This window comes from Halomonas qinghailakensis (assembly GCF_025820815.1).
Taxonomy (GTDB): domain Bacteria; phylum Pseudomonadota; class Gammaproteobacteria; order Pseudomonadales; family Halomonadaceae; genus Vreelandella; species Vreelandella qaidamensis.
Genome location: NZ_CP096973.1, coordinates 3,135,316 through 3,159,747, shown reverse-complemented (window position 1 = coordinate 3,159,747; position 24,432 = coordinate 3,135,316). Strand labels below are relative to the sequence as shown.

At 53.2% G+C, this 24,432-nt stretch carries 25 protein-coding genes; 11 read left to right on the top strand and 14 right to left on the bottom strand.

Annotation, left to right across the window (positions count from 1 at the left end):
* Positions 1–34: 34 nt before the first annotated feature.
* Positions 35–1,729 (bottom strand): glucose-6-phosphate isomerase, encoded by a 1,695-nt coding sequence (pgi, locus tag M0220_RS14355; protein WP_264018053.1) that lies wholly within the window; start codon positions 1,727–1,729, stop codon positions 35–37.
* Positions 1,730–1,843: 114 nt separating this feature from the next.
* On the opposite strand from pgi, the gene cmoA reads away from it, so the two are divergent.
* Positions 1,844–2,587, top strand: a complete 744-nt coding sequence (gene cmoA, locus M0220_RS14350; protein WP_264018052.1) for a carboxy-S-adenosyl-L-methionine synthase CmoA — start codon at positions 1,844–1,846, stop codon at positions 2,585–2,587.
* A 1-nt stretch (position 2,588) separates the two neighbouring features.
* Positions 2,589–3,620, top strand: a complete 1,032-nt coding sequence (cmoB, locus tag M0220_RS14345; protein ID WP_264018051.1) for a tRNA 5-methoxyuridine(34)/uridine 5-oxyacetic acid(34) synthase CmoB — start codon at positions 2,589–2,591, stop codon at positions 3,618–3,620.
* Between the two features lie 28 nt (positions 3,621–3,648).
* On the opposite strand, the gene M0220_RS14340 is transcribed toward cmoB, so the two are convergent.
* The 3 genes from M0220_RS14340 to M0220_RS14330 form a co-directional block, all read right to left on the bottom strand.
* A complete protein-coding gene (locus M0220_RS14340) occupies positions 3,649–4,323 on the bottom strand; it encodes a zinc metallopeptidase (RefSeq protein WP_264018050.1) in 675 nt (224 codons plus the stop codon).
* A gap of 99 nt (positions 4,324–4,422) precedes the next feature.
* Positions 4,423–5,541, bottom strand: coding sequence for an App1 family protein (locus tag M0220_RS14335; RefSeq protein WP_264018049.1), 1,119 nt, complete (start codon positions 5,539–5,541; stop codon positions 4,423–4,425).
* Positions 5,541–6,104 carry a type 1 glutamine amidotransferase domain-containing protein gene (locus M0220_RS14330; protein ID WP_030072131.1) on the bottom strand — a complete coding sequence of 188 codons (564 nt, stop codon included), beginning with the start codon at positions 6,102–6,104 and terminating at the stop codon, positions 5,541–5,543. Before M0220_RS14330 ends, M0220_RS14335 begins: the two co-directional genes overlap by 1 nt.
* A gap of 400 nt (positions 6,105–6,504) precedes the next feature.
* On the opposite strand from M0220_RS14330, the gene M0220_RS14325 reads away from it, so the two are divergent.
* The 3 genes from M0220_RS14325 to M0220_RS14315 are packed head-to-tail and all read left to right on the top strand — an operon-like array spanning position 6,505 to position 8,796.
* Complete coding sequence (locus tag M0220_RS14325; RefSeq protein ID WP_264018048.1) at positions 6,505–7,209, top strand: ABC transporter permease; 705 nt, start codon at positions 6,505–6,507, stop codon at positions 7,207–7,209.
* Complete coding sequence (locus M0220_RS14320) at positions 7,206–7,937, top strand: ATP-binding cassette domain-containing protein (RefSeq protein ID WP_264018047.1); 732 nt, start codon at positions 7,206–7,208, stop codon at positions 7,935–7,937. The genes M0220_RS14325 and M0220_RS14320 overlap by 4 nt, the downstream gene beginning before the upstream one ends.
* 16 nt (positions 7,938–7,953) lie before the next feature.
* Complete coding sequence (locus M0220_RS14315; RefSeq protein WP_264018046.1) at positions 7,954–8,796, top strand: substrate-binding domain-containing protein; 843 nt, start codon at positions 7,954–7,956, stop codon at positions 8,794–8,796.
* A 98-nt stretch (positions 8,797–8,894) separates the two neighbouring features.
* Here M0220_RS14315 and cysN read toward each other — a convergent pair whose 3' ends face one another.
* The 6 genes from cysN to M0220_RS14285 form a co-directional block, all read right to left on the bottom strand.
* Positions 8,895–10,334 carry a sulfate adenylyltransferase subunit CysN gene (gene cysN, locus M0220_RS14310; RefSeq protein WP_264018045.1) on the bottom strand — a complete coding sequence of 480 codons (1,440 nt, stop codon included), beginning with the start codon at positions 10,332–10,334 and terminating at the stop codon, positions 8,895–8,897.
* A 12-nt stretch (positions 10,335–10,346) separates the two neighbouring features.
* The gene (gene cysD, locus M0220_RS14305; protein ID WP_264018044.1) at positions 10,347–11,306 is read right to left on the bottom strand and encodes a sulfate adenylyltransferase subunit CysD; all 960 of its coding nucleotides are present in this window, start codon (positions 11,304–11,306) and stop codon (positions 10,347–10,349) included.
* Positions 11,307–11,484: 178 nt separating this feature from the next.
* Positions 11,485–12,219 carry a phosphodiesterase gene (locus M0220_RS14300; RefSeq protein WP_264018043.1) on the bottom strand — a complete coding sequence of 245 codons (735 nt, stop codon included), beginning with the start codon at positions 12,217–12,219 and terminating at the stop codon, positions 11,485–11,487.
* Complete coding sequence (locus M0220_RS14295; protein WP_030072115.1) at positions 12,219–12,665, bottom strand: DUF1249 domain-containing protein; 447 nt, start codon at positions 12,663–12,665, stop codon at positions 12,219–12,221. The genes M0220_RS14300 and M0220_RS14295 overlap by 1 nt, the downstream gene beginning before the upstream one ends.
* Positions 12,666–12,706: 41 nt before the next feature.
* A complete protein-coding gene (locus M0220_RS14290; RefSeq protein WP_030072113.1) occupies positions 12,707–13,390 on the bottom strand; it encodes an NUDIX domain-containing protein in 684 nt (227 codons plus the stop codon).
* A gap of 105 nt (positions 13,391–13,495) precedes the next feature.
* Positions 13,496–14,140 carry a TRAP transporter TatT component family protein gene (locus tag M0220_RS14285; RefSeq protein WP_030072111.1) on the bottom strand — a complete coding sequence of 215 codons (645 nt, stop codon included), beginning with the start codon at positions 14,138–14,140 and terminating at the stop codon, positions 13,496–13,498.
* A gap of 177 nt (positions 14,141–14,317) precedes the next feature.
* Between M0220_RS14285 and greB the strand changes: the two genes are divergently transcribed.
* Positions 14,318–14,851 carry a transcription elongation factor GreB gene (greB, locus tag M0220_RS14280; protein WP_264018042.1) on the top strand — a complete coding sequence of 178 codons (534 nt, stop codon included), beginning with the start codon at positions 14,318–14,320 and terminating at the stop codon, positions 14,849–14,851.
* A 26-nt stretch (positions 14,852–14,877) separates the two neighbouring features.
* Here greB and M0220_RS14275 read toward each other — a convergent pair whose 3' ends face one another.
* The 3 genes from M0220_RS14275 to M0220_RS14265 form a co-directional block, all read right to left on the bottom strand.
* Positions 14,878–15,606, bottom strand: coding sequence for an SIMPL domain-containing protein (locus M0220_RS14275; RefSeq protein ID WP_030072109.1), 729 nt, complete (start codon positions 15,604–15,606; stop codon positions 14,878–14,880).
* Positions 15,607–15,687: 81 nt separating this feature from the next.
* Positions 15,688–16,677, bottom strand: coding sequence for a methyltransferase (locus tag M0220_RS14270; RefSeq protein WP_264018041.1), 990 nt, complete (start codon positions 16,675–16,677; stop codon positions 15,688–15,690).
* The gene (locus M0220_RS14265) at positions 16,674–17,507 is read right to left on the bottom strand and encodes a methyltransferase domain-containing protein (protein ID WP_264018039.1); all 834 of its coding nucleotides are present in this window, start codon (positions 17,505–17,507) and stop codon (positions 16,674–16,676) included. The genes M0220_RS14270 and M0220_RS14265 overlap by 4 nt, the downstream gene beginning before the upstream one ends.
* Positions 17,508–17,712: 205 nt before the next feature.
* On the opposite strand from M0220_RS14265, the gene M0220_RS14260 reads away from it, so the two are divergent.
* Complete coding sequence (locus tag M0220_RS14260) at positions 17,713–18,732, top strand: potassium channel family protein (protein ID WP_264018038.1); 1,020 nt, start codon at positions 17,713–17,715, stop codon at positions 18,730–18,732.
* On the opposite strand, the gene M0220_RS14255 is transcribed toward M0220_RS14260, so the two are convergent.
* The gene (locus M0220_RS14255; RefSeq protein ID WP_264018037.1) at positions 18,690–20,210 is read right to left on the bottom strand and encodes an amidase; all 1,521 of its coding nucleotides are present in this window, start codon (positions 20,208–20,210) and stop codon (positions 18,690–18,692) included. The genes M0220_RS14260 and M0220_RS14255 overlap by 43 nt on opposite strands.
* A gap of 126 nt (positions 20,211–20,336) precedes the next feature.
* Between M0220_RS14255 and M0220_RS14250 the strand changes: the two genes are divergently transcribed.
* The 4 genes from M0220_RS14250 to M0220_RS14235 all read left to right on the top strand — a co-directional run bounded on the left by M0220_RS14250 (position 20,337) and on the right by M0220_RS14235 (position 24,427).
* A complete protein-coding gene (locus tag M0220_RS14250; protein WP_264018036.1) occupies positions 20,337–21,248 on the top strand; it encodes a BKACE family enzyme in 912 nt (303 codons plus the stop codon).
* The gene (locus M0220_RS14245; protein ID WP_264018035.1) at positions 21,245–22,201 is read left to right on the top strand and encodes an L-carnitine dehydrogenase; all 957 of its coding nucleotides are present in this window, start codon (positions 21,245–21,247) and stop codon (positions 22,199–22,201) included. The genes M0220_RS14250 and M0220_RS14245 overlap by 4 nt, the downstream gene beginning before the upstream one ends.
* Positions 22,201–22,656 carry a thioesterase family protein gene (locus M0220_RS14240; protein ID WP_030072095.1) on the top strand — a complete coding sequence of 152 codons (456 nt, stop codon included), beginning with the start codon at positions 22,201–22,203 and terminating at the stop codon, positions 22,654–22,656. The genes M0220_RS14245 and M0220_RS14240 overlap by 1 nt, the downstream gene beginning before the upstream one ends.
* 169 nt (positions 22,657–22,825) lie before the next feature.
* Positions 22,826–24,427, top strand: a complete 1,602-nt coding sequence (locus M0220_RS14235) for a BCCT family transporter (protein WP_264018034.1) — start codon at positions 22,826–22,828, stop codon at positions 24,425–24,427.
* Positions 24,428–24,432 lie beyond the last annotated feature (5 nt).

The following is a 24,432-nucleotide window of genomic DNA, read 5'->3' as shown; positions in this document are numbered from 1 at the left end:
CTGTATATCCAGCCATGACAATCAGAATAAGGCGTTACTCCTGTTCTGATGCCCAAAACGCGCCAATCAAGCCACGGCTGGAGGCATCCATGCGCGAAATATCGCCTTCACCATCGATAATCGCCTGGGTATCGGTGGCAATTTTCTTACCCAGCTCTACCCCCCATTGATCAAACGGGTTGATATCCCAAATGACCGCCTGAACAAATACTTTGTGCTCATATAGAGCAATCAGCGCACCCAAGGTGAAGGGCGTTAACTTATCCAGCAGCACCGTCGTAGAAGGTTGGTTGCCACGATAACGTTTGTGCTCAGGGCGAGGGCCTTCATCGTCGAGGGCGTCATCCCCCAGCATCAACACCCGCGATTGGGCAAAACAGTTAGCCAGCGCTAGCCGGTGCTGGACTTTAAGATGACGGCGGGTATCAGGATCTTCGACTTCATCATAGCGCTTCAGCGGCGCAATAAAATCGCAAACCACCGGCTGGGTGCCCTGGTGAAGCAGCTGATAAAAGGCATGCTGCGCATTAGGGCCTAGCTGCCCCCACAGCACCGGGCAGGTCGAGTAGTTCACCGCCTGACCTTGGCGGGTCACCGACTTGCCGTTGGACTCCATCTCTAGCTGTTCAAGATAAGCAGCAAAGTATTCTAAACGTCCGTCGTAAGGCAGTATCGAATGGGCGCGGATATCCAGAAAATTAACGTTCCAGATACCGGCGAGTCCCAGCAACACGGGCAGATTATCTTCCATCGGCGCATCGCGGAAGTGGCAGTCCATGGCATGAGCGCCTGCCAGCAGTTCACGAAAGTTATCCATCCCCACCACAAGCGCAATCGGGAGGCCAATAGTGCCCCATAAGGAGTAGCGTCCGCCGACCCAGTCCCAAAACATCAGCTGATGATCCGAGGTAATACCCCATTCGCTCATTTTCTCGGGACTCGCCGACACACCAATAAAGTGCTGACGAACAATTAGTTCAGCACTTAATGGCGCAGCGGTCGGTAGATCACCGTGAGCTGATAGCTTTCCTAATAGCCAGTCTTTAGCCGTATTAGCATTGGAAAGCGTGTCGATGGTGGTAAACGACTTTGACGATAAAACGAACAGCGTGGTTTCTGGATTAAAACGGCTTAAATAATCTGCCAGCTGAGAGCCATCCATGGTGGACGCAAAGTGTACCTCCAACGGATGCCTCCCTTTGGGGCGGTAGTCCGCTAATGCGTGGGTGACCATGAGTGGGCCTAAATCTGATCCCCCCACCCCCAGGTTCACCACATGGCGGATCGGCTTACCGGTTGCACCGCGCCACTGGCCCGCCTGCAGCCGCTGCACCAAGCACTCCATCTGGGCAAGGCTGTCATGAACCGACGCCACCACATCTTCGCCTTCTACTTCAAGGGAGGCATCTGCGGGTAAGCGCAAAGCCGTATGTAACGCTGGTCGATTTTCGCTGACGTTGACCCGTTTCCCACTTAGCAGCGCGTCAATTGCTGCTGGCATACCCGCCTCATGCGCTAGTGCGAGTAAATGTTCAAGCGTATCGTCGTCCCAGCGCTGCTTGGATAGGTCTAAGGTCAGGCCTGCTACCTGACGCGTAAAATTCACCCAGCGACTGTCGTCATCACCAAATAAGTTCTTTAAGTGGACGTGCCGCAGCGCTTCAGCATGATGCTTCAACGTCTGCCATGCAGGTAGCGTATCGGGAGTCGTGCGTGTTGCTGAAGCCATATGCCCTCTCCTGTGGCGTCATTCCGTGCAGCAGTAATCTGTTATAAACAGGTCTGTTCTGGTCTTACAAGGGCGCGTAAACTACGCAGCCTCATTAATAATCCTGGCTTGCCCATGAGTGATGCATCTTACCGCGACGCTATCTTTTCAACACCCCTAGATAAGGTGGCAAGGTTCTCCTTCGACGAGCAGGTTGTTGCCTGCTTCCCTGATATGATCCGCCGTTCAGTGCCTGGTTATGGGCAAATTCTCGGCATGTTGAGCTTAATTGCCCAGCGCCACCTACGTCATGGTGCGCATGTTTACGATTTGGGTTGCTCGCTAGGCGCATCAGGCTTAGCGCTGGCTGGGGCACTTCCCGCCGATGCCTTTCGCTATACCGGGGTAGACCTTTCACCCGCCATGGCGGCCAGGGCCAAGCAAACGTTTTTAGAAGAGTGCCCTGACCATGCCATGCAGGTTGAAGAAGCTGACATACGCACCCTTGAGTATGTGCCTTCTGGCATGATTATTCTCAATTTTACCCTGCAGTTTTTGCCACCTGCTGACCGCGATGCGCTGTTGAAGCGGCTTTTTGATGCCCTTGAGCCCGGCGGCGTACTGATTTTGTCGGAAAAAACCATTGATGCCGATGAGCGAGACAACGCTTGGCGTGTTGAGCGCTACCATGACTTCAAGCGCGCCAACGGTTACAGCGATATGGAAATCAGCCAAAAACGTACAGCGCTTGAAAACGTGCTGATTCCCGATACGCTCGACGCCCTACATGGCCGTTTAGCCCAAGCAGGCTTTCCCCGTTCGATGACGTGGTTTCAGTACTTGAACTTTACCTCGCTAATTGCCTTTAAGGAGGGTTAAGGTGGCGCTGTTACCCGATGACCATCGCGTGCTTTACCAAGCTTTTCTAGACCAAGCCAGCCAGGACGCCACACTGACGCCGTGGCTTGCCAAACTGCCAGAACAGCTGGCAAACGGGCTAGACCGCCAGCGCCACGGCGACCTCTCTGCTTGGGAGAAAGCCGTTGCCAAACTGCCTGCACTGCCAGAGGAACGCCATGTCGACCTCACCAGCGATACAGTCAGCATTGATGTTGCATTGAGCGATAGCCAGAAGCGCCAATGCTTTAACCTTTTGCGTAAGCTTTCGCCCTGGCGCAAAGGGCCCTTTCGATTAGGCGGCATTGAGATTGATACCGAATGGCGTTCCGACTGGAAGTGGCAACGAGTTGCTCCACATCTTGCGCCGCTTAAATACCGTAAGGTATTGGATGTTGGTGGTGGCAGCGGCTACCACGCCTGGCGTATGGCTGGTGAAGGGGCGTCCTTTGTGTTGGTGATAGACCCGTCACCACGTTTTTATTGGCAGTTTCAAGCAGTGCGCCACTTTGTTGGTGAAGCCGACGGCGGACGCACCCAGTTTCTGCCAGTCGGCATTGAGGATGTACCGGAAAAGCTAGCCTTTTTCGATACGGTATTTTCCATGGGCGTGCTCTACCATCGCCCTTCACCTCTTGAGCACTTACAGCAGTTAAAAGAGGCGCTCGCGCCCGGTGGCGAACTCGTGCTGGAAACACTGGTGGTAGAAGGCGATGAGCAAACCGTGTTTGTGCCCGGCGAACGCTACGCAGCAATGCCTAATGTCTACTTCCTGCCCTCTTCAAAAGCACTCTGCCACTGGCTTACACGGTGTGGCTTTACCAATGTGCGCGTGGTCGACGAAGCAGTAACCACACTGGAAGAGCAACGCTCAACCGAGTGGATGACTTATCAGTCGCTTGCGGATTTTCTCGACCCCAACGATCCAACCCGCACCATTGAAGGCTACCCTGCTCCGCGCAGAGCAGTCATTATTGCCAATAAGCCCGCCTCCGTTATTAGTTCGCCAACCTAGTGCTGACGGTTGTTGAGCCAATAGACCTTCATCTTCTTAAGATCACCAGCCAGCGGCCAAGATTCATCACGCTGGCCAATGAGGCAGCCACGTAGGTAAATGCACAGGCGGTGAGCACATGGCGGGCACCGGGTATGTCATAGGGAGGCACGTACTCTTTCAGCAGCGGCAGCGCGCGGTTAAAGCTGGCATCGAACTCGACGGGTAGCGTCACTAGATGGACCAGTGCGGCGGTGCCAAAGCTGATCACCGCCATCGCAATGACCACTGCCAGCCCACCAGGCAGCCTGGTAAGCACAAACAGAAAGGGCGCGGCCATCATTAAAATAGCACCCAACTTTTCTGCCTTTTGCGCTACTTGAACCAAGCGGCTTCTGGCTAGCAGGGGAGCGTAGCCTTCATGGTGTTGAATAGCGTGCCCAACCTCGTGGGCAGCGACGGTCACCGCTGTGAGCGAACGGCCATCATAATGGTCGGGGGTTAAGCGCACACAGCGCGATTCAGGATCATAATGATCGCCAAATTCGGTACGCTCAACGCTCACGCCTTCAACACCTAAACGACGCAAAAGATGCTCGGCAAGTTCCGCGCCAGTGCCAGGGTAATCATCCCGCCCACGGGTATGGCGTTTTAATACCCACTTTGCCCATAAATTGGGCAAAATAAAAATCGCCAACGCCAACACGATTAACACAATGAACATGGTCACACTCACCACTGATGAAGAACCTAATCTAACGACCCATTAACAAGTGTTTAGTTTTACCATGGCCACAAAACAGTCGCACTCACATTGAGCTAACTACTCGGGTTCATTGTGATGCGCTTCTACATCCCGCTGCACGGCCTGCAACCCTCTGGCAGAAATGTCACCTTTAGCGTGGGCATGTTCAGCAATCAAAATGCTGTCAGCGGCAAGCACTAGTTCGCAATCGGTATGGGCAAGTTCAGCGCGTAAGCGCTGAATTGCCTGCTCCCGTTTAGGATCTTTATCAACTCGGCGAATATAGATAGCTTTGATTCGCGTGGGATAGGCTTTTACCACCTCGGTATAAACCTCTGGGTCGTGCTGGCCGCTGTCGCCAATCAAAATACACGGCATATCGTGATAGAGCGCTAACATGCGGTCGATCAAATCACGCTTATGCGCTTCAGCCCGCCGTGGCCAGGGGCGGCGCAGAGAAATCCCCCACTCGCGTAGGAATAGAATAGGCCCCACAGGAATACGGTTAAGCTGAAAGAAGGTTTCCAGCATCTCATAGATGGCCCAGGGTCCTCGGGAAACATACAAAATAGGGCGTTCAGCTTTCTCTGTTTGCCCTCGATACAGCGCCTGATAAAGCGATGCCACCCCGGGAAAAGCCGTGCGACGATGAGGTTTACGGACAAACAAGCGGTACAGCATTTTGAGTTTTTCAGCAACACCGGTAAACATGACGGTATCATCAATATCACTGATAACCAGCAGATCTGCTTCGGGAGGCGGGACGTAAACTTCAACACTAGTTCGGATGGGTAAATGGCCGTCTGCATGAACCATGATATCGGCGCGATGCCAGGAAATATCAACCGGCAAGGCGGTGCTAATCGGTAAGTGGGCATCAAAATAGCCATCGCGGTCCGTGGTTAAACACAGCTGATTTTCACCAATGCGTATGTCTACTTTGGCATTGGCAAGGCCGCGTCGAAAGATACGCCGAGCAACATCGGCGGTGTCTCGCAACATACCTCGACGTGGTATCGCACGGCCTAGCGCGGCCTGGCGAAACACACGCCCCATCACAAACACTTCTTGCTGGGAGCCGTAGCCACGGTAAGGATGCACCATCATCCCCCCATGCCCACTGTCCCGCTTCATCGGTTTTGCAATAACGTGGGCAAGCCTTTTGGCAAAGCTTGCCCACTGGTGATACCACGCCATTAAGCGTGCTGACCTGAATGACGACCTTCCTGCAGCTCTTCCAGCAGTTTAGCGTTGAACGCATCTAGATCTTTTGGTGTCCGGCTAGTGACTAACCCGCTATCCACAACGACAGATTCGTCAACCCAATTAGCACCAGCATTGCGCAAATCTTGGGCTACGCTAGGTACAGAGGTCATTTTGCGACCTTTTACTAACTCTGCGTTAATTAATATCCAGGGGGCGTGACAAATTGCAGCCACTGGTTTGCCCGCTTGAAAGAAAGCTTTAACAAAGGCAAGCGCATCTTCATTAAGCCTAAGCTCATCAGGATTAAATAAACCGCCGGGAAGTACCAACGCATGGTAGTTAGATTCGTTGGCGTCAGCTAATGATGTGTCAGCTTCATACGTATCGCCCCAGTCTGTTTCTGCCCAAGCCCGAATAGCTTTACCGTCAACAGAAACAACATGTACCTCAACACCCTCTTTTTGTAAGGCAGCGCGAGGCACACTTAACTCAGACTCCTCAAACCCATTAGTAGCCAAAATAGCCACTCGTTTGCCATTTAGTGCTTGTTTCATCATGCTCTCCTTTTCGTGATGATCGAGACATCTACAACACCTACCCAGTGTGGCGCATCTTGTACTATCGTCAAGCAAAGATGTCCAAAAAAGCAAGTAACCGTGCGCTTAGACGTTATACAATACTGCTCCTATGCTGCTCACAATATAGCCTTGAAACCCTCCCACCTGTTGAGCAAAGCGCTCCTCGTGGGTAAGCACAAGGACCCCTTAAACCGCTGGCCTAACACAACCACGCTGGCCCAATTTGCCGCCTATAGCTACCTACGTTTCACCCTAAGGTGCATTACGTCAATTTTGCGTACACTATGCTAGCTAATGCACGTTAAGGTGAATAAATACACATGATGTCGGTTGTTAAAAACGATGCTGAATAACAAGAACGTTGGTGCAAGACATTATGTCTGCAAGTGATAACCCTTTTTCTACAGCGTTTGCGCTGATTCTAGGAATGGATCAGAGCCTCATCACTATTGTGATACTGTCGCTGCAGGTATCACTGATCGCGGTGTTAATCGCCAGCCTACTGGCGCTTCCATTTGGCGCCGCGCTCGCCCTGTGGCGCTTCCCAGGTCGTAACCTTTTGATTGTGATTCTTAATGCACTAATGGGCCTGCCCCCAGTAGTTGCTGGCCTATGTGTTTATCTGCTGCTTTCCCGCGCGGGGCCACTAGGTCAGTTTGGGCTGCTGTTTACGCCAACGGCCATGGTCATTGCGCAAGTCATTTTGGTATTCCCGATTATTGCTGCCCTTACTCGCCAACAGGTAGAGACACTTCACAACGAGTACGCCGAACAGCTGCGCTCCCTTGGCCTGAATCAGCTACGGATGATGCCCACGCTGCTGTGGGACGCGCGCTTCGGACTATTAACCGTGATACTCGCAGGCTTTGGCCGCGCCAGCGCGGAAGTCGGTGCGGTGATGATTGTCGGTGGCAATATCGATGGCGTCACCCGCGTCATGACCACCAGCATTGTGTTGGAAACCAGTAAGGGCAACCTGCCCCTCGCGCTGGGATTAGGCATAGTACTGCTTAGCCTTGTCACGCTCATTAATGGATTAGCTCACACGGTCAGTGAAACGGCTAAGAGGCGGCTAGGATGAACGCGTCGGTTTTTCCACCGTCCCTTATGACGACCGTACCCACGCTGCATTTTGAACAGGTCAGCTTTGCGCACCGTGGCAACCGTTTGCTCGCCCCCACCACACTGTCACTCTCAGGCTGCCAGCGCACAATCATTATGGGCCCCAATGGCGCAGGGAAGAGCTTGTTAATGCGTTTGGCCCACGGCTTGCTAAGCCCGAGCAATGGCCGCGTTACTTGGCAAGGAGAGCCGCCCGCCCAGGCCATGGTGTTTCAGCAACCGGTGCTACTACGCCGTTCGGCAATTGATAACTTAACCTATGCCCTGTCGGTCAGTGGGGTACCCCGCCGGCAACGCAAACCTTTGGCCAAGCAGGCACTTGATAAATTTGGTTTAGCCGCGCTTGCCAAGCGCCCTGCCCGGGTGCTTTCCGGTGGCGAACAGCAGCGCCTTGCGCTTGCTCGTGCTTGGTTACTTAACCCTGCCGTATTATTTCTAGATGAGCCTACCGCTGCCTTAGATCCCGCCGCTATCAAAGCAGTTGAAGATGCGGTCAATGAGTTTCATCAGAACGGCACACGCATCATTATGACCACCCACGATCTGCATCAAGCCCGCCGCTTAGCCGATGAGGTGGTGTTTATGTATAGCGGCCAAGTGCTAGAACACACGCCCGCTTACCGCTTTTTTAACACACCTGCGTCCACACAAGCGGAAGCCTTTCTGCGCGGCGAACTTGTTTGGTAACCCCTGGAGCTACCCGATGAACAAAACCACCACGTTGGTCACCGCTCGCTGTTTAGCCTCAAGTGTACTGGGCCTATCGTGGAGCGCCTCGCTGCTCGCTAACGAGGAATTCATTGTCCTTGCATCAACGACGTCGACCGAAAACTCAGGTCTATTTGAGGCAATTATTCCCACCTTCACCAACGCCACGGGCATTGATGTACGTGTCATCGCCGTTGGCACAGGACAAGCATTTGAAATTGCGCGCCGTGGAGATGCTGACAGCTTGCTAGTACATGACACGGCAAGTGAAGAACAGTTTGTTGCCGATGGTTACGCCAGCGAGCGCCTGGACGTCATGTATAACGACTTTGTAATAGTCGGACCCAGCGATGACCCCGCAAACATTAGCAGTAGTGCCAACGTCGCCGAGGCGTTTGCACACATTGCGCAAAGTGGATCACCCTTTGCATCCCGAGGAGATGATAGTGGCACCCACCGTGCCGAACTGCGTTTATGGAAAGATGCAGAGGTGACTCCCCAAGGGGCATGGTATAGGGAGTTAGGCAGCGGTATGGGACCAACCCTAAACACCGCCGCAGGCATGAATGCCTATACGTTCACTGACCGTGCAACCTGGGTGGCGTTTAAAAACCCGCAAGACTTAACGCTTTTATTTGAAGGCGACAATGCGCTATTTAATCAGTACGGCAGCCTGCTACTTTCTGAACAGCAATACCCGCACTTGAAGCACGATTTAGCGGCTCAGTGGCACCAGTGGCTAGTGTCTGAAGAAGGCCAGCAAGCGATTGCCGATTTTACTGTCAACGGCCAACCGCTCTTCTTCCCTAATGCGCAGTCGTCTTCTAACCCACCATAGCGCTGTTTATAAGTAAAAGCGGCCTGAGTCACAAGGACCCAGGCCGCTTTTTAACTTCAGATAACGTGCCTGCTAACCGTATTTGCTAACACTCCCTGCTAGCGCAGCAAGTCGCGCACATCCTTCGCTTCCCAATGCGGAAAATGCTTGCGCACTAGCGCGTTCAAATCACGCTCAAAGGCAGCCCAATCGGTAGCGCCACTCACCTGCTCGCGGGCATCGGCAGTGCCACGAATCATGCCAGCGCCAACCGTTACGTTGGTCAGCCTGTCGATGATGATAAAGCTGCCGGTACCAGGGCTTGTGCGATAGTCATCCACGGGAATTGCCGCCGTTAACTCTACCTCACAGCGCGCAATCGCATTTAAGCCCAGTGAATCCGTGGCATGTCTTTCGAGCGTATTGACGTCAATTTGGTATTCAATACCACTTACCTGCCCCGATAGATCGCGGGTGGCGAGCTTAAAGTCATAAAGCTTACCCGGTGTTAGAGCATCTTCATGCATCCATACGATATCCGCCATAAATGCATTAGAAAGTGGTAAGTCAGCGTCTGCACTAACAATCCAATCACCGCGGGAAATATCAATCTCATCTTCCAGGGTAACGGTAATTGCCTGACCTGGGTAAGCAGCGCTTAAGTCGCCATCAAACGTCACCACTCGGGCAACCCGTGACGTTTTACCCGATGGTAGCACTTTCACTTCCTGGCCTGGGTGCAAAACGCCTGCCGCCAAGGTGCCGCAATAACCACGAAAATCCAGATTCGGACGATTAACGTACTGAACCGGCAAACGTAAATCAGTGAGGTTTTGGTCACGACTGATTTCGACACTTTCCAACAGCTCAATCAGCGTTTTGCCCTCGTAACCCGCACCGAAATACCATGGTGACTGCTCACTTGGGTTAACCACGTTGTCGCCGTTTAGTGCTGACATTGGTACAAAGCGAATATCCGGCGCACTTAGGTTGGTGGCAAAGGCGCGGTATTCATCCACAATCTCATTGAAGCGCTGCTCGGAGAAGTCCACCAAGTCCATCTTGTTAACCGCAATCACCAAGTGCTGAATGCCTAGCAAATCGGCGATAAAGCTATGGCGACGGGTTTGAGTCTGCACCCCATAACGGGCATCGATCAAAATAATCGCCAAGCTGGCCGTTGAAGCGCCTGTGGCCATATTGCGGGTGTACTGCTCGTGCCCAGGGGTATCCGCAATGATGAATTTACGCTTTTCCGTAGAGAAGAAACGGTAAGCAACATCAATAGTAATGCCCTGCTCTCGCTCTGACTGCAAGCCATCCACCAACAGCGCCAAATCAACCGTATCACCGGTAGTACCACTGGTTTTAGACGCTTGGGTAATTGCCGCCAGCTGATCTTCAAAGATCATTTTAGAGTCGTGCAGCAGGCGTCCGATCAGCGTGGACTTTCCGTCGTCAACACTGCCACAAGTGATAAAACGCAGCAGGTCTTTGTTTTCGTGCTCGTGAAGGTACTGCTCGATATTGTCAGCAATTAAATTAGATTGATGAGCCATTAGACCTACTCCTTAAAAATAGCCTTCGCGCTTTTTCTTCTCCATTGAACCGACCTGGTCGCGATCGATCGCACGGCCGCTACGTTCGCTGGTTTTGGTCAACAGCATCTCTTGAATAATCTCGGGTAGCGTGGCCGCCGTTGATTCCACCGCACCGGTCAGTGGGTAACAGCCCAGCGTTCTGAAGCGCACAAACTTCTCTTCAGGCACTTCACCTGGCGCCAAGGGCAAGCGGTCATCGTCAACCATAACCTGCATGCCATCACGCTCAACCACAGGACGCTTGGCGGCGTAGTAAAGCGGCACAATCGGAATCGACTCAAGATAGATGTACTGCCAGATATCCAGCTCTGTCCAATTCGACAGCGGGAAAACGCGAATTGACTCGCCCTTATTAACGTTGGCGTTATACACATTCCAAAGCTCAGGACGCTGGCTCTTCGGGTCCCAGCGATGGTATTTATCTCGGAAAGAGTAGACACGTTCTTTAGCCCGTGAGGCTTCCTCATCACGCCGCGCGCCACCAAAGGCAGCATCGAAGCCATGCTTATCTAACGCTTGCTTCAGCGCCTGGGTTTTCATGATATCGGTATATTTGGCACTACCGTGGTCGAAGGGGTTGATATTGGCAGCCCGCCCCTCTTCATTGGTATGCACAATCAGCTCCATCCCCGCTTCTTCTGCCATGCGGTTACGGAACGCGATCATTTCACGAAACTTCCAGGTGGTGTCCACATGCATCAATGGGAATGGCGGTGTACCTGGATAGAAAGCCTTACGCGCCAGATGTAGCATCACCGAAGAGTCTTTACCGATGGAGTACATCATTACCGGGTTACTAAACTCAGCGGCCACTTCCCGGATGATATGGATGGATTCAGCTTCTAGCTGCTTCAGGTGGGTCAAACGTGCCGCATCAGGTGCAATAGGCACCTCATGCTGGGACGCCGACGGCGCAGAAAACTGGTTCATTACCTACTCCCTCACAAAACGGTGCTTGCACGTGCAAACGCTATTTACCGCCTAGCGGCAGCGTTGCCAAAGGCGGTTATTTGAGAGTAGGGTAACGCCGAGCTGATAATAACCCAAAAGAATTAATAACTATCTTTTTATATCTTTATTGCCTAAAAGGATCGTGACCTACGTGTCATTAGATAACAACGCGTTCCACCCAGGACTGCCAATCACTGCCATTTAGGTCAATAACTCGATAGCCAGGCCGCGACGCTTCGTCAATTGCAAACTGCTCAGCACCGGGCAAGAACTGGTCAGCAATAGCAGGACAGCCGTAAACACTAATTTTGGTATCCGCAAGCTTATGCTGCTGGGCATAGGCTTGGTGGGTATGACCAAACAAAATAATCTTAACCTGAGGGTAATGGCTTAACAGCTGCCAAAATGCATCGCGGTCCTGAAGACCAATCGCATCCATCCATACAGCGCCCACATCCACAGGCGGATGATGCATCACAATCAAAGTCGGGCGATCATCCTCTTCCAGACGCTGCGCCAGTGCGGCTAAGCGCTCGGCACCTAGCTCGCCATACGGCTGGCCTGCTACCTGCGTATCAAGAAGCAGTAAACGCCACTGGGTTAGATCAACCTCGTCCACCAGCGGATGCTCTGCTTGCATCAATGCTAGCTGATCATGATTACCAGGAATCCACACCCATGGACATGGCAACGAGTTCATCGCCTGACGTGCCAATGCATAAGAGGCAGCCGTTTCGTCTTGGCTCACATCACCGCTAAACACGACCATATCCGGCCGCTCAGCGACGACCGCGTCCAGGACACATTCAAACTGCCGCCAAGGAATGCCCGCTCGTGAACGAGCTGTTTTATCGGCATGCAGGTGTGCATCGGTAATTTGAACCAACCGCATCAGGGTAGCTCCGGCATATCATAGGCATGGCCATGAGCTAAGCCATGGGCCAACCACTCACCCAGAAAGCGATTAAGCTGCAGTTTCTCGTCTGGCTGGTGCATTCTGGCATTCGGATAGCGGTAGCGACCGCTAAAGTGGCGCTCACGCTGAAAATCAGTCACTTCTGCCATGCGCACATCATGGTAAAGGTGCACACGCATCCTGGGGCCTTCAATAACCACATCCAGCGGCCCGCTCTGAGTTACTTCCACCATGGTAGTGTAAGGCGCTTGCTCTAAAATTTTCAGATGTAAATCGCCGAAATGCTGGTCGTCGCCATGCAGCGCGATATCGCGCTGCTGGCCGCTTTCCATATCGCCTACCAAGCGAATCATGCGCATATAGTTGGCGCTACATTCGCCCTGCAGGGATTTTAAATCGGTGACATAGGCGGTTCTGGCCATGTTCACTCCTTTTCAGATTCGCTTGGCTTCAGTGTTTAGTTTCACGGTTGGCTGTCCGCATTTGCAGTCACTGCACGGTGAGAGGCAGCACGCAGCGAAGCTCGCTGGCTTGCCAGCCAATGCAGCCCAATCAAACACATGGCGTTGTCGAGTCTTCCCTTCTCTAGGAGTTCCCATGCCGTCGGGAAAGTTACCACATGAACACGAATATCTTCGTGCTCATCATCCAGCCCATGAATTCCCCCCATACCTTGGGTATCGACTAAACCACAAAAGAGGGTCACCCGTTCGTTACAGGCGCCGGGGCTTGGGTAATAGGTATGCAATTTAGTCAATGCGCCTACCTGGCAGCCTGACTCTTCCAACGCTTCACGGCGGGCAACGTCTTCAAGGGATTCGTCTTTATCTGCCAGTCCCGCCACCAGCTCTAACTTCCAAGGAGAAAGTGGGTCGTCAATCGCACCCGCACGAAACTGTTCAACAAGTACTAACGCATCGCGAGCAGGGTCGTAAAGCAGCACGCCAACAGCGTCAAAGCGGTTATGTACCTCGCGACGCATCGTGTCGCTCCAGCCACCTTCGAAGAGACGATGCCGCAGCTCTAAGGCTTCCAAGCGGAAAAAACCCTGATAAAGGGTATCACGTTGGATTAGTTCGACATCATCTCGGCCCAGCTGAGGCGGCGCTGACGCGTCGGGCGCTAATACGTTAGGGCTAGCGACCATGAAGCACTCCCAGTGTTAACAATCGTTCTATTATCAATGCTTACCACTGGGAATGCCAACGCGCTTATCAACCCTTAAGGGAGGAAGGCTTAGAGGAGGGAAGGACTACAGCTCACTCAAAAGTTTCTCAGCATCTCGGCGCAGTGCTTCGTCAGAGGCTTGACGGCTTTCACGTGCCGTTCCTTCTACTGCGCGCTGAGCGTGCTCTCGCGCCGCCTGGGTATTGCCCTCTTCTTGCAAAAACGCTGCGTAGTAATAGTTCACATCAATACCGTCTGGGCGGATCTCTAGCGCACGTTGAAACATACGCTCAGCGGTATCGCTATTGCCAAAGCCTAACGGCCTACCTGGCGCACGATCATAAAGCGCACCAAGTGTGACATACGCCGACCCATTGCCACCCTGTGGGTCAAGCTCAATCGCCCGCTCCAACACATCGCGGGCATCGCCTGCAGTGCCTAATGCACCAAGCCCGCCACGTTCACGGGCATAAGACGCCAATATAATGCCTTGCCAAATCAGCACGTCCGCTTGATCAGAATGTTGGCTAGCAAGTTGCTCAGCCTCACTAGCAAGCGCTTTCAACGTACTCTCGCGCTCGTTAGCAGGCATTTCAGTGACGGTGTGTTCCCAGCGGTTTTTTAATGAAAATACCTCGCCTTCATAAGCCGACACGCTTAATGGGGCTAGCGCCAGCGCGCTGCCTAACGCCGCAGCAATGAGTAAGCGAGAAAAAGGCGTTGTATGCATAATGAGCTCCTGATTTATTTTTATGCTTTTCTAGCAAGTAATACGGTTAGTTTTGGGATTTAAAGCCCTCACCACACAATGTAACGAACGTTTGAATGAATCGCCAATAAATATGAGCTTTGTGAACAACACTCTCATTAGCGTAAGCTGGTACTCTTTATGGAGGTGGAAACCGCAATGAAAGGCCGCAACATGACGCGCTGGCGCGATCCAGCAAAAGACCCGCGCCAAGAACCTAAGAGCAACCTGATCACCGCAGAGGGCGCAGCTCGCTTGCGCGCTATTCTGGATCACCTATCACGGGTTAAACGTCCTGCTATTTCGGCCAAAGTCGGTGAAGCCGCCGCCCAGGGCGACCGCAGTGAAAATGCCGATTACACTTATAATAAAAAAGAGTTAAACCGCGTTATTGCGCGCATTGGTTACCTAACCAAGCGGTTGGACGAACTGCAAATTGTTGATCGCCTGCCCGCTGATACCAGCAAGGTTTTTTTCGGCGCGTACGTAAGTTTGGAAGATCAAAAGGGGGAGCACGTTCATCTTAGAATTGTTGGCCACGACGAAATCGACACTAAAAAACGCTGGATCAGTATCGATGCCCCCATGGCCAAAGCGCTACTGGGGAAAGAAGTAGACGACGATATTACCGTGCTCACACCCAATGGCGAGACGTTCTACACTATCACGGAGATTCGCTATCAGGGCATGTAACCACCGTCTACGTTAATGCGTTTGGGCTACCCTTCTAACGCGTAATCTACCGTGGTGACAACTCTGATTCGTTTGATATGGGGGGTATAGCTATCTAGATCCTCAATAGAAAAGTAGCCCTGGGTCGCTTGGCGTATTCCCCCTACCCCACTGCCAGAATCTTCTGCAAACTGCTGAGCCGCGTTGCGCGCATCTGCCGTCGCTTCAGCAATCATGTCAGGCTTAATGGCGTCTAGTCCGGTAAACAAAAACTCGGTGCGGTATTCATAGCTAGGCGATAACAGCACACCTTGCCGTACCAACGCTGTGGCCTGGGGCACCGCCTCTATCACACCACTAACATTATCAGTACGTAGCAGCAATGTGGCCTCAGCGCGATAGCGCTCATCTGGGCGCTCGCCACCATACATATTGCTAAATTGATCAGTAATACGCGGTGGCGTGACGCTGACGTTGCCCATATCAAAACCACGGGACTCCAGAAACTGGCGAACTAACTGCTCGTTGCTGGAAAGCTGCTGCTCCAAGTCAGAAAGCGAATTAGCATTGACGGTATAGTTCAGCGGCCATAACACCATATCCGCCGCTACTTCGCGCTCGGCCAAACCACGTACAGTGACGCTGCGTGAGGCTTGCTGCCAAACTTCAGCTGCGCCTTTAAAGTAACTGCCGCCCCATACCAGTCCCAACGCTAACAAACCGCCTAATAGTAAGGCGCTACCAACAATGGCCGTCGTACGAACGTTTGCTGACATGTCACTCTCCTTCACACGTGAAGCCGAAACACGGCTAGCTACCTTGCATCATAGACGCAAACTAATAAGCGATTACACTCGTTATTTAGCAGCCCGATACACTTTAAAGCGCCGATTATCTGCCAGAACCTCAAAGTCTTGAAAGACCCGCTGCAGGTGATCGGGATAAGGCAAGAAGCCATTCGCGACAATCACCAAGCGCCCGCCCGCCCGCAGATGCGGGGGGGCTTCGCTGATCAAACGGTGACTTGGCCCATAGGTGATCTCTCGCTCCTGGTGAAACGGCGGATTACTGATGATCAGATCAAACTGCTCATTCTCAAGCGCTGAATAAACATCGCTCTCAAGTACCCGGCCGCTCAACTGGTTGGCTGCTAACGTTCGGCGGCACGCTTCTACTGCAAACGCGCTAACATCCACAGCGGTGACTTGGTGGCCTCGCTGAGCTAACCAAGCACTAATAATGCCGTCGCCGCAGCCCACATCCAGTACGTTGAGCGGCTTTTTGGACAAGCTAGCCTCGATGCTTTCGAGCATCAAACGCGTGCCCTCATCCACCTTGCCGTGACCAAAGACACCAGGATGGCTAACCAATTTTAAATCCAGCGCTTCAAAGGTTTGCCAAGCGTTAACCGGCGGCTCCATCGCTATCGTGCGAGTGGCAAACAGTGAGCAACGCCGCGCGTTATCGAGCTTATCGCAGCGCATGCCCAGCTCGCTCAGTATCTTTGGCACGCGCTTGATGCCGCCTTGGTGCTCACCCACCACATCAAGCGGAGTGTTTTCTGGCAATACATTGCACAACCATGTCAACCACCAAATTCCCAGCTGATGGGCTTTCGGCCAGAACAGCACTACCTGCCCAGCCTGCTCAACAAACGGAGCATCAAACGGGCTAGCGGCGGATTTACCACTGGATGCCCACTGCTCGCGCAGCGCTACATCCCCACTGATCATGGCTGTTGAATGAGCTTGCAGCCAACCATCAGCAGGCGGTGCAACGGGCCATAAATGAGCCGATTGACCATAGAAACGTTCAAGAAGTTGGCAAGCGGGCAGTTGAGCGCTCATACATCAGCCTCGGGTTTAGTGAAGGTATAAAGTAAATAGCGGCCTAGCCGCCAGTGAGGGTCTTGGCGACAATACTGCTTTTCAAGCGCCAGCAGCGTTGCCTGCTCGCTCCTTTCCGTGGAAGGATGGCGCAAATAATCTTGAAAAATTCGAATTCCGGCAACGCCTTCCATGACAAGGCCATTATTTACTACCCATTGGCACATTTCATCGTGGGTGACCGGGGAAATCGGCGTCAAGCGCTGGCGCTTACCCTTGCCTTCCAACTGATCGCTCAACGCTTTTTTTAAGTTGCCTTTAACGACATTAGAAAAACGTAAGGCATCTCGGTTAAACACCATCAAACTTAACTGCCCACCAGGGGCAAGCAGACTCGCTAGCGTTTGCACAGCCTGCTCAGGCTCCCCTAGCCACTCAAGCACAGCGTGACAGGTGATGAGCGGCCAAGGCCCAGGCGCTTGCTGCGGCAGCAACTGAAGCGGCGCGGCAAGATAGCGAAGCTTGTCTACCGGCCAAGCACCTTCAGCACTTCGCTCTGCATGCCACGCGCTGGCATGGGCCAGCATATCCTGAGAGGGTTCGGCCATGGTGACCGCGTGTCCACGCTGAGCAAACCACCCCGAGAGCTGTCCTAAACCACCACCCACATCAAGCACGGGCTGCTCGGTTAAATGCAGCATTTGCGGCAGCAAATAATCAAGCATTGCTAGGCGCAGCTCGCCACGGGGCGCTTGATAGAGCGAACGCGAGAACTTATCGACCAAACCGTCGAAATAGCGGTCACCCGCCTGGGTTAGCTCATAGCTTGTTGAGGTGGGGATTGAATGCATGTCCGCCCGCGCTTCAGATAAAGGGCGGCTAGTTTACCCTGTATATCGGCAGCGTTCTAACCAGTTTCATGCGATAAAAAAACCGTGGCCTCTCCACGTTTTTCAGCGCCTTATTGGCGTTATTGGCAAGGCGTTGTTACCTTTTAATTAGCCAGAGCATGTCGTTATCACGGAAGAGAGACACCATCACGGAAGAGAGGTTCTCATGATAGAAAACCTTACGACAGTAAATATAGTAATCGGGTTGTTAGGCATCAGCCTTATCATACTGGGTAATTACGATGCGATTAAAACAACGCTGTCGGCATCCCGTTCAGGCCCCTTTACTAATCGATTTATCAGTCAAATTTGGGCAGTGCTTCTTTACTTCCACCAACGTCGCTCAAATCACAAAATGCTGGCCTCAACGGGCCCATGGATGACCGTTGGCCTCATGGTCACTTGGCTAGTAGTTATTTTACTGGGCTGGTGGCTGTTATTTTCTGCCTCGCCACTAGCGGTCGTTAATGCAGAAACAAAACAACCAGCAGACGCTATCGAAAGGCTCTACTACGCTGGCTATACCATTACCACACTGGGCTATGGTGACTTCGTGCCTGGCACAAATAGCTGGCGTATTGCGCCAATAGCAGCAGCGGCCAATGGCTTTTTTCTATTCACACTGACCATCACTTATATGCTGAACATCGTGGCCAATGTAACCGAAAAACGGCAAATTGCGCTCACTATCAGTGCGCTAGGCGAAACACCCTGGCAAATTCTGGAAGCCACCCATGACAACGGCAACTTTCAAAGCCTCAGTCAACAGCTTCAATCGCTCCAAGCTTCTATCGGAAAGCTAGGCCAGCAACACCTCGCCTACCCTATTCTTCACTACTACCATGCCACAGAACGCAGTAAGTCACTCGCTTTAGCGCTAACACGCCTTTACCAAGCGCTAATCATCGCCAAGGTAAGCTGCCACGATATAGACAGCACCGCCCAGCAGCAGCTGACTACCAGCATAAAAATAATAGAGAGTTTTATAGCAACGCTAGACAGCGCGTTCATTACCGCCGTGAAGGAACTGCCAGAACTACCTAAGCTTGACACCTATCAGCAGTTGTCTGGTATTGCGGCCTCTCAAAGCACGTTACAAAAACATCTTTCCAGCGAAAACCAAAAAGTGTTGGCCGCTTACGTTCATAAAGATGGCTGGGCCTGGGAGGATGTTTGGCGCACCTGACACTGCCAGTCATCATGCTGTTCCATGGCAGCCGCCAGCTGTAGCAGCTGTTTGTCTTCACCAAGGCGCCCCACTACTTGCACACCAACCGGTAGACCATTTGCCGCCACATGAAAAGGCACTGACATAGCAGGCTGCCCGGTAAGGTTCGCTAGTTGGGTAAACGGCGTGCGGCTAAGCGCATCCACTGCTAAGCGCTTCAGCATGCCCGCTTTTAATGCCAGTGATGGCACACCTGGAACAGCCAACAACGACATTAGCCGCTCACGGGCGGCAGAAGGATAAAGCTCACCTATCGCAGGGGCAGTATCCGCCGCTACCGGCAATACCAACGCATCATAGCGCTGGTGAAACCGGCTCATCTGCTCGCTGGCCGTATGCCAATAGCGCTTAGCCAGCTCGTAATCACGCGCTGAAAGCTTAGCGCCCAGCCTACCAATAGCGCGGGTAGAAGGCTCAACCGCTAGCCGATGCACTGGCACGCCGGTTTGCTGGCTTACCCATTGAAGGTCAGCGGCTAAATGGCCTAGATACAGCGTCAGATAGCTGTCCGCCAACGCTTCGCCATCCACTGGTGGGTCACACCACTCCACCTCATGTCCCAACTCGGTCAGCGCCTTGGCGGATTTTTCAACGGCTATTTTTATATCTGCACTTATCTGGGTACCCAGGCCATGACTCAAAAAACCACCCATCGACACGGCGATACGCAGTGGCTTAGCAGAAGATGACAACGCCGCCACATATCCCGTTTCACGAGGTACTGGATAAGGGCCGGAAGGTGCCATGCCGTTGATCTGCTCTAACAGCGCCGCACTATCGCGCACACTTCGGGTGATAGCATGCTCTATCACCGCACCCTGCCATACTTCTCCGTGGGCAGGCGCTAACGGCACCCGCCCACGGGAAGGTTTAAAACCGAACAAACCACAATAACTGGCAGGAATGCGGATAGAACCACCGCCATCGCCTGCCAGTGCAATAGGCACCATCCCGCTGGCGACCGCCGCTGCGGCACCACCGCTTGAGCCGCCAGGAGAATAACCCTTACGACACGGGTTGTGCGGGTGGGGAAATGCCTTAGGTTCCGTAATCCCCATTAGCCCTAACTCCGGCGTTGCGGTTTGCCCCATCACCACTAACCCAGCCTCACGCACACGCCGAATAAGCAGTGAATCTTCTTTAGGGCACCACGCTGACAGCGAGGCGCTGCCAAACGCCAGCGGCTCACCGGATAGCGCCATTAATAAATCTTTACTTAACGTTGGAACTCCAGCAAACACCGCGCTTTCCAGCACTTGGTCACACTCGTGTTTAGCTTTGTCGAAGCGTGTTCTCACTACTGCATGCAGAGATGGATTAAGCGTTTCAATTGCCGCCACCGCTGCATCAAACACCTCTGACTGGCTTACCTCTCGACGGCGAATCAGCTCAGCAAGATCGGTGGCATCGTACTTCTGGTAGTCCTCAAGATGCATCGCATTAACTCCGTTTAATTAACAACGACGCTTTATGTGCATCTAGCGTCGCTTAATGACAATCGCTATCTCGCTATCTCTCCATACTTAAGTACGTTATTCATAGCTACTGTCAAGGAGCGGCCAATGAACCGCAACGTTATTTTAACCTGTGCTGTCACCGGCGCAGGCGATACCACTGGCAAAAATCCCCATGTGCCTATCACGCCCCAACAGATCGCGAACGACTGTATTACCGCCGCGAAAGCGGGTGCCAGCGTTGCGCATATTCATGTACGGGACCCTAACACCGGCGGTATCAGCCACTCTCTTGATCACTTTCGCGAAGTAATGGAACGCGTACGCGAAGCGAATGTGGATATCGTCATGAATATTACCGCTGGCGGTGGCGGTGATTGGATTCCCGACCTCCAAGATCCTACCCGCGGTGGCCCCGGCACAGATATCCAGACGCCTGCCCAACGCCATGAACCTGTAGGCGAACTATTGCCTGAACTCTGCACCCTAGACTGCGGTAGCCTCAACTTTGGCGATATGGTCTACGTTAATCCTGCCGACTGGCTACGCGAGCATGCTCGCTTGGTACAAGCTGCTGGCGTTAAACCAGAGCTAGAGTGTTTTGACTTAGGCCATGTCTGGTTCGCCAGGCAGTTACAACAAGAAGGCCTTATTGATGGTGACCCTCTTTATCAGCTTTGTTTAGGCATTCCCTGGGGCGCTGAAGCCGATACAGAAAGTATGCTGGCGATGCGCAACAAGCTCCCAGAAAACGCCCATTGGGCAGCCTTCGGCATCGGTCGCCATCAGATGCCTATGGCAGCTCAAGCGATACTACTAGGCGGCCATGCCCGCGTCGGCCTCGAAGACAACCTCTTTCTAAAAAAAGGTGTCCTGGCTACTAACGGACAACTGGTAGACCATGCCGCCACGCTGATTGAGAACCTTGGCGGCCGAATCATGACCCCCGCAGAGACACGTGCCCATTTGTCCCTACGCGATCCCAAAACCGGGACTGTCAGTGCGGGAGGTGGCGTATGAACCATCAACTTAGCGTGATAGGAACCGGCGTTATTGGCAACGGCTGGATTGCTCGCGCCTTGGCACAAGGTTGGGATGTCGTGGCCTTTGACCCAGACCCCAAGGCCCCAGCACGCACCCATGCCTTTATTGAAAATGCCTGGCCCTCTTTACAACGTCTTGGCTTAGCAGAAAGCGCCAGCCCAACACGCTTACGGTTCGTCGATAGCGTAGAGGAGGCGGTTATTGGTGCTGACTTAATTCAGGAAAACGTACCTGAGCGGCTTGAGCTTAAGCGCGAAATGCTTGCGGCGCTGGATGCGGCTGCGGAAAAGCACGTTATTATCGGTTCTTCCACATCCGGCTTTAAACCCAGCGACTTGCAGCAAGACTGCCATAACGCTCCTGGGCGAGTTATCGTGGCTCACCCCTTCAATCCCGTCTATCTATTGCCATTAGTGGAGCTTGTTGGCGGTGAAGCAACCGTGCCTGACCAACTAGCGCGTGCCCAGGCCCACTATCAAGCACTTGCCATGCGGCCACTGGTTGTGCGTCGGGAAATTGAGGGGCATATTGCTGACCGCCTGATGGAAGCGCTTTGGCGCGAAGCGCTGCACTTGGTTAACGACGGCGTTGCCACTACTGAGGAAATAGACGCCGCGGTGGTCTACGGCTGCGGCCTGCGCTGGTCGCTGATGGGAACATTTTTGACCTTCCATCTCGCGGGGGGAGAACAAGGTATGCGTCATATGTTGGAACAGTTTGGCCCAGCGCTGAAACTGCCCTGGACGAAGCTTGAAGCCCCCGAGCTTACCAACGACCTTATTGATCGTGTGGTAGATGGCTGCAACCACCAGGCCGCAGGTCGCTCAGTGGCCGAGCTTGACAGCCGCCGTGATGACTTCCTGGTGGAGCTACTCGGCCTGGTACAAAAATATTGGCCCGAAGCCGAAGGCTTGGAAGGACGTATCTGATGGTGATTTTAGAAAGCCGCGTCGCCTCAGCATGGGTCGATTACAACGGCCATATGAACGATGCTGAATACGCTCGGGTATTCTCGCTAGCGGTAGAGGCGCTGATGGAGCATATCGGCCTGGATACTCCAGGCCGCGCGCACTTCGGCTACACGATTTATACCCTTGAGACGCATCTTTGTTACCGTCGCGAGGCCCACGAGGGGCAGCCACTCAGCGTGGCGCTAACCCTGCTGGATCGCGACACCAAACGTCTACATGTCTTCTTCAAACTGCATGACGAAGCAGGCAACCTGCTGGCCACCAGCGAGCAGATGCTGATGGGCATTGATAGCAATACCGGGCGACCCGCTCCCTTCCCTGCCCCCATTGAAGACGCCATTGCGGCTCTACCTCAAGCTGAGCCTTCGGTCTGGCCGGAATTGGCTAACCGCACTATCGCTATACGTCGTTGAAGCTTCAGTGAAAAAAACATGAACCGCCCGCAACCCGGGCGGTTCACCGGGACCGCCGGCCCGACGTCCGGCCCATGAGGACAAGAATATCGCTACGCCAACTCCCCCCCATTGTCCCTCTCCGCCTTCACACAACAGTTCACCTAAGGTCGAGCTCAGCACTGACTACATGGTAACTGAGCTAGCACAAGGCGGTTTCTTCCAAGGCATGCACAAGGGAATGACGCTAACCGCTAGCGGCCTAGTGCTGCTCTTCGTGCTTTTCACAGGACTCGGTTCAGATACAGCGGGCAGCGTGTTTGGAGCAACACGTGCCTGGATTGAAAGCACTTTCAGCGGCTACTATCTAGTTACTGTCATGCTACTACTGGTGGTATGCGCTTTTATTGTTTTCAGTCGCTATGGCAGCATACGGCTTGGCCCTGATGACAGCCGCCCCGAGTTCAGCAACTTTGCGTGGTTTGCAATGCTGTTCTCTGCGGGGATTGGTATTGGTATCCTTTTTTTTGGCGTCGCTGAGCCAATCTTCTATCTTGACGATACCGGTGCGTTTGGCTACCCCAACAACCCCCATGCGGACATGGCGGGAGCCACCGCCATCGGCTATGAACGCGCTATTGATGCATTACGCGTTACCGTTTTTCACTGGGGTCTTCACGGCTGGGCCATCTATGTCATTGTCGGTATGTCACTGGCGTATTTCGCTTATCGTAAAGGGTTGCCTCTCGCACTGCGCTCGGCGCTTTACCCCTTTATAGGTGAACGCATCTTTGGCCCTATCGGCCACCTATTCGATATCCTTGGTGTGCTGGGCTGCGTCTTTGGCGTAGCTACGTCGCTGGGGCTTGGGGTTAGCCAGATGGCTGTCGGCTTAGAGCGACTTATGGGTATCGATCCTGGGTTAAATACTCAGCTGATGCTCATTACAGGCATTTCAATTATCTCAATACTTTCTGCAGTGACTGGTGTGCACGGCGGTATTCGACTTATTTCTGAAATGAATATTTGGGTATCGTTAGTCGTAGTGGGGGTTTTTCTCATTGGCGGGCCCACGCTGTGGCTAATCATGGCGTTTGGAGAGACCTTGCTAGACTACGCTATCAACGTCATTCCCATGGGACTTTGGTACGCAGATGAGGAAGGAGCAACCGCATGGCAACAGGGTTGGACAATCTTCTACTGGGGCTGGTGGCTAGCCTGGGCGCCCTTTGTCGGGCTGTTCATCGCCCGCATTTCCAAGGGCCGCACTTTGCGTGAGTTTGTATTGGGCGTTCTGTTAGTACCGACCCTGATCATTTTTGTTTGGCTGATCATCTTTGGCGGCAACGCCATGTATCAGGAGCTATATGCAACGAGCGGCCCTGGTAGCGCCGGTATTATCGAGCTGGTTAACGCTTGGAACCTGCCCTCAGCACTGTTTGCTACAGCCGATAACATTGTTGGCGGAGGCACCTTTGGATGGCTACTCTCCGCCATGATGGTCTTCCTGCTGATGAGTTGGTTTGTCACCTCTTCAGACTCCGGCACCTTGGTACTAACCACCATTTTGTCACTAGGCGACAGTGAGCCACCCAGGCGCTTCCGCGTTTTCTGGGGCGTGGTAATTGGCTTAGTGGCAGCAGTGTTGTTGGTTGCCGGTGGCCTGAACGCACTGCAAACGGCACTTATTGCTGCTGCCTTACCGCTAAGTGTTGTTGTGCTCGTGATGACCGCAGGTGTACTACTTTCGCTATTTCGCGAAACACTCGATGCACGACGCAAAAGACGCTGATCTAA

Coding starts and splice junctions, on each gene's coding strand:
- pgi (WP_264018053.1), bottom strand. CDS start 1,729: ATGGCTTCAGCAACACGCACGACTCCCGATACGCTACCTGCATGGCAG.
- cmoA (WP_264018052.1), top strand. CDS start 1,844: ATGAGTGATGCATCTTACCGCGACGCTATCTTTTCAACACCCCTAGAT.
- M0220_RS14340 (WP_264018050.1), bottom strand. CDS start 4,323: ATGTTCATTGTGTTAATCGTGTTGGCGTTGGCGATTTTTATTTTGCCC.
- M0220_RS14335 (WP_264018049.1), bottom strand. CDS start 5,541: ATGGCGTGGTATCACCAGTGGGCAAGCTTTGCCAAAAGGCTTGCCCAC.
- M0220_RS14330 (WP_030072131.1), bottom strand. CDS start 6,104: ATGAAACAAGCACTAAATGGCAAACGAGTGGCTATTTTGGCTACTAAT.
- M0220_RS14325 (WP_264018048.1), top strand. CDS start 6,505: ATGTCTGCAAGTGATAACCCTTTTTCTACAGCGTTTGCGCTGATTCTA.
- M0220_RS14320 (WP_264018047.1), top strand. CDS start 7,206: ATGAACGCGTCGGTTTTTCCACCGTCCCTTATGACGACCGTACCCACG.
- M0220_RS14315 (WP_264018046.1), top strand. CDS start 7,954: ATGAACAAAACCACCACGTTGGTCACCGCTCGCTGTTTAGCCTCAAGT.
- cysN (WP_264018045.1), bottom strand. CDS start 10,334: ATGGCTCATCAATCTAATTTAATTGCTGACAATATCGAGCAGTACCTT.
- cysD (WP_264018044.1), bottom strand. CDS start 11,306: ATGAACCAGTTTTCTGCGCCGTCGGCGTCCCAGCATGAGGTGCCTATT.
- M0220_RS14300 (WP_264018043.1), bottom strand. CDS start 12,219: ATGCGGTTGGTTCAAATTACCGATGCACACCTGCATGCCGATAAAACA.
- M0220_RS14295 (WP_030072115.1), bottom strand. CDS start 12,665: ATGGCCAGAACCGCCTATGTCACCGATTTAAAATCCCTGCAGGGCGAA.
- M0220_RS14290 (WP_030072113.1), bottom strand. CDS start 13,390: ATGGTCGCTAGCCCTAACGTATTAGCGCCCGACGCGTCAGCGCCGCCT.
- M0220_RS14285 (WP_030072111.1), bottom strand. CDS start 14,140: ATGCATACAACGCCTTTTTCTCGCTTACTCATTGCTGCGGCGTTAGGC.
- greB (WP_264018042.1), top strand. CDS start 14,318: ATGAAAGGCCGCAACATGACGCGCTGGCGCGATCCAGCAAAAGACCCG.
- M0220_RS14275 (WP_030072109.1), bottom strand. CDS start 15,606: ATGTCAGCAAACGTTCGTACGACGGCCATTGTTGGTAGCGCCTTACTA.
- M0220_RS14270 (WP_264018041.1), bottom strand. CDS start 16,677: ATGAGCGCTCAACTGCCCGCTTGCCAACTTCTTGAACGTTTCTATGGT.
- M0220_RS14265 (WP_264018039.1), bottom strand. CDS start 17,507: ATGCATTCAATCCCCACCTCAACAAGCTATGAGCTAACCCAGGCGGGT.
- M0220_RS14260 (WP_264018038.1), top strand. CDS start 17,713: ATGATAGAAAACCTTACGACAGTAAATATAGTAATCGGGTTGTTAGGC.
- M0220_RS14255 (WP_264018037.1), bottom strand. CDS start 20,210: ATGCATCTTGAGGACTACCAGAAGTACGATGCCACCGATCTTGCTGAG.
- M0220_RS14250 (WP_264018036.1), top strand. CDS start 20,337: ATGAACCGCAACGTTATTTTAACCTGTGCTGTCACCGGCGCAGGCGAT.
- M0220_RS14245 (WP_264018035.1), top strand. CDS start 21,245: ATGAACCATCAACTTAGCGTGATAGGAACCGGCGTTATTGGCAACGGC.
- M0220_RS14240 (WP_030072095.1), top strand. CDS start 22,201: ATGGTGATTTTAGAAAGCCGCGTCGCCTCAGCATGGGTCGATTACAAC.
- M0220_RS14235 (WP_264018034.1), top strand. CDS start 22,826: ATGGTAACTGAGCTAGCACAAGGCGGTTTCTTCCAAGGCATGCACAAG.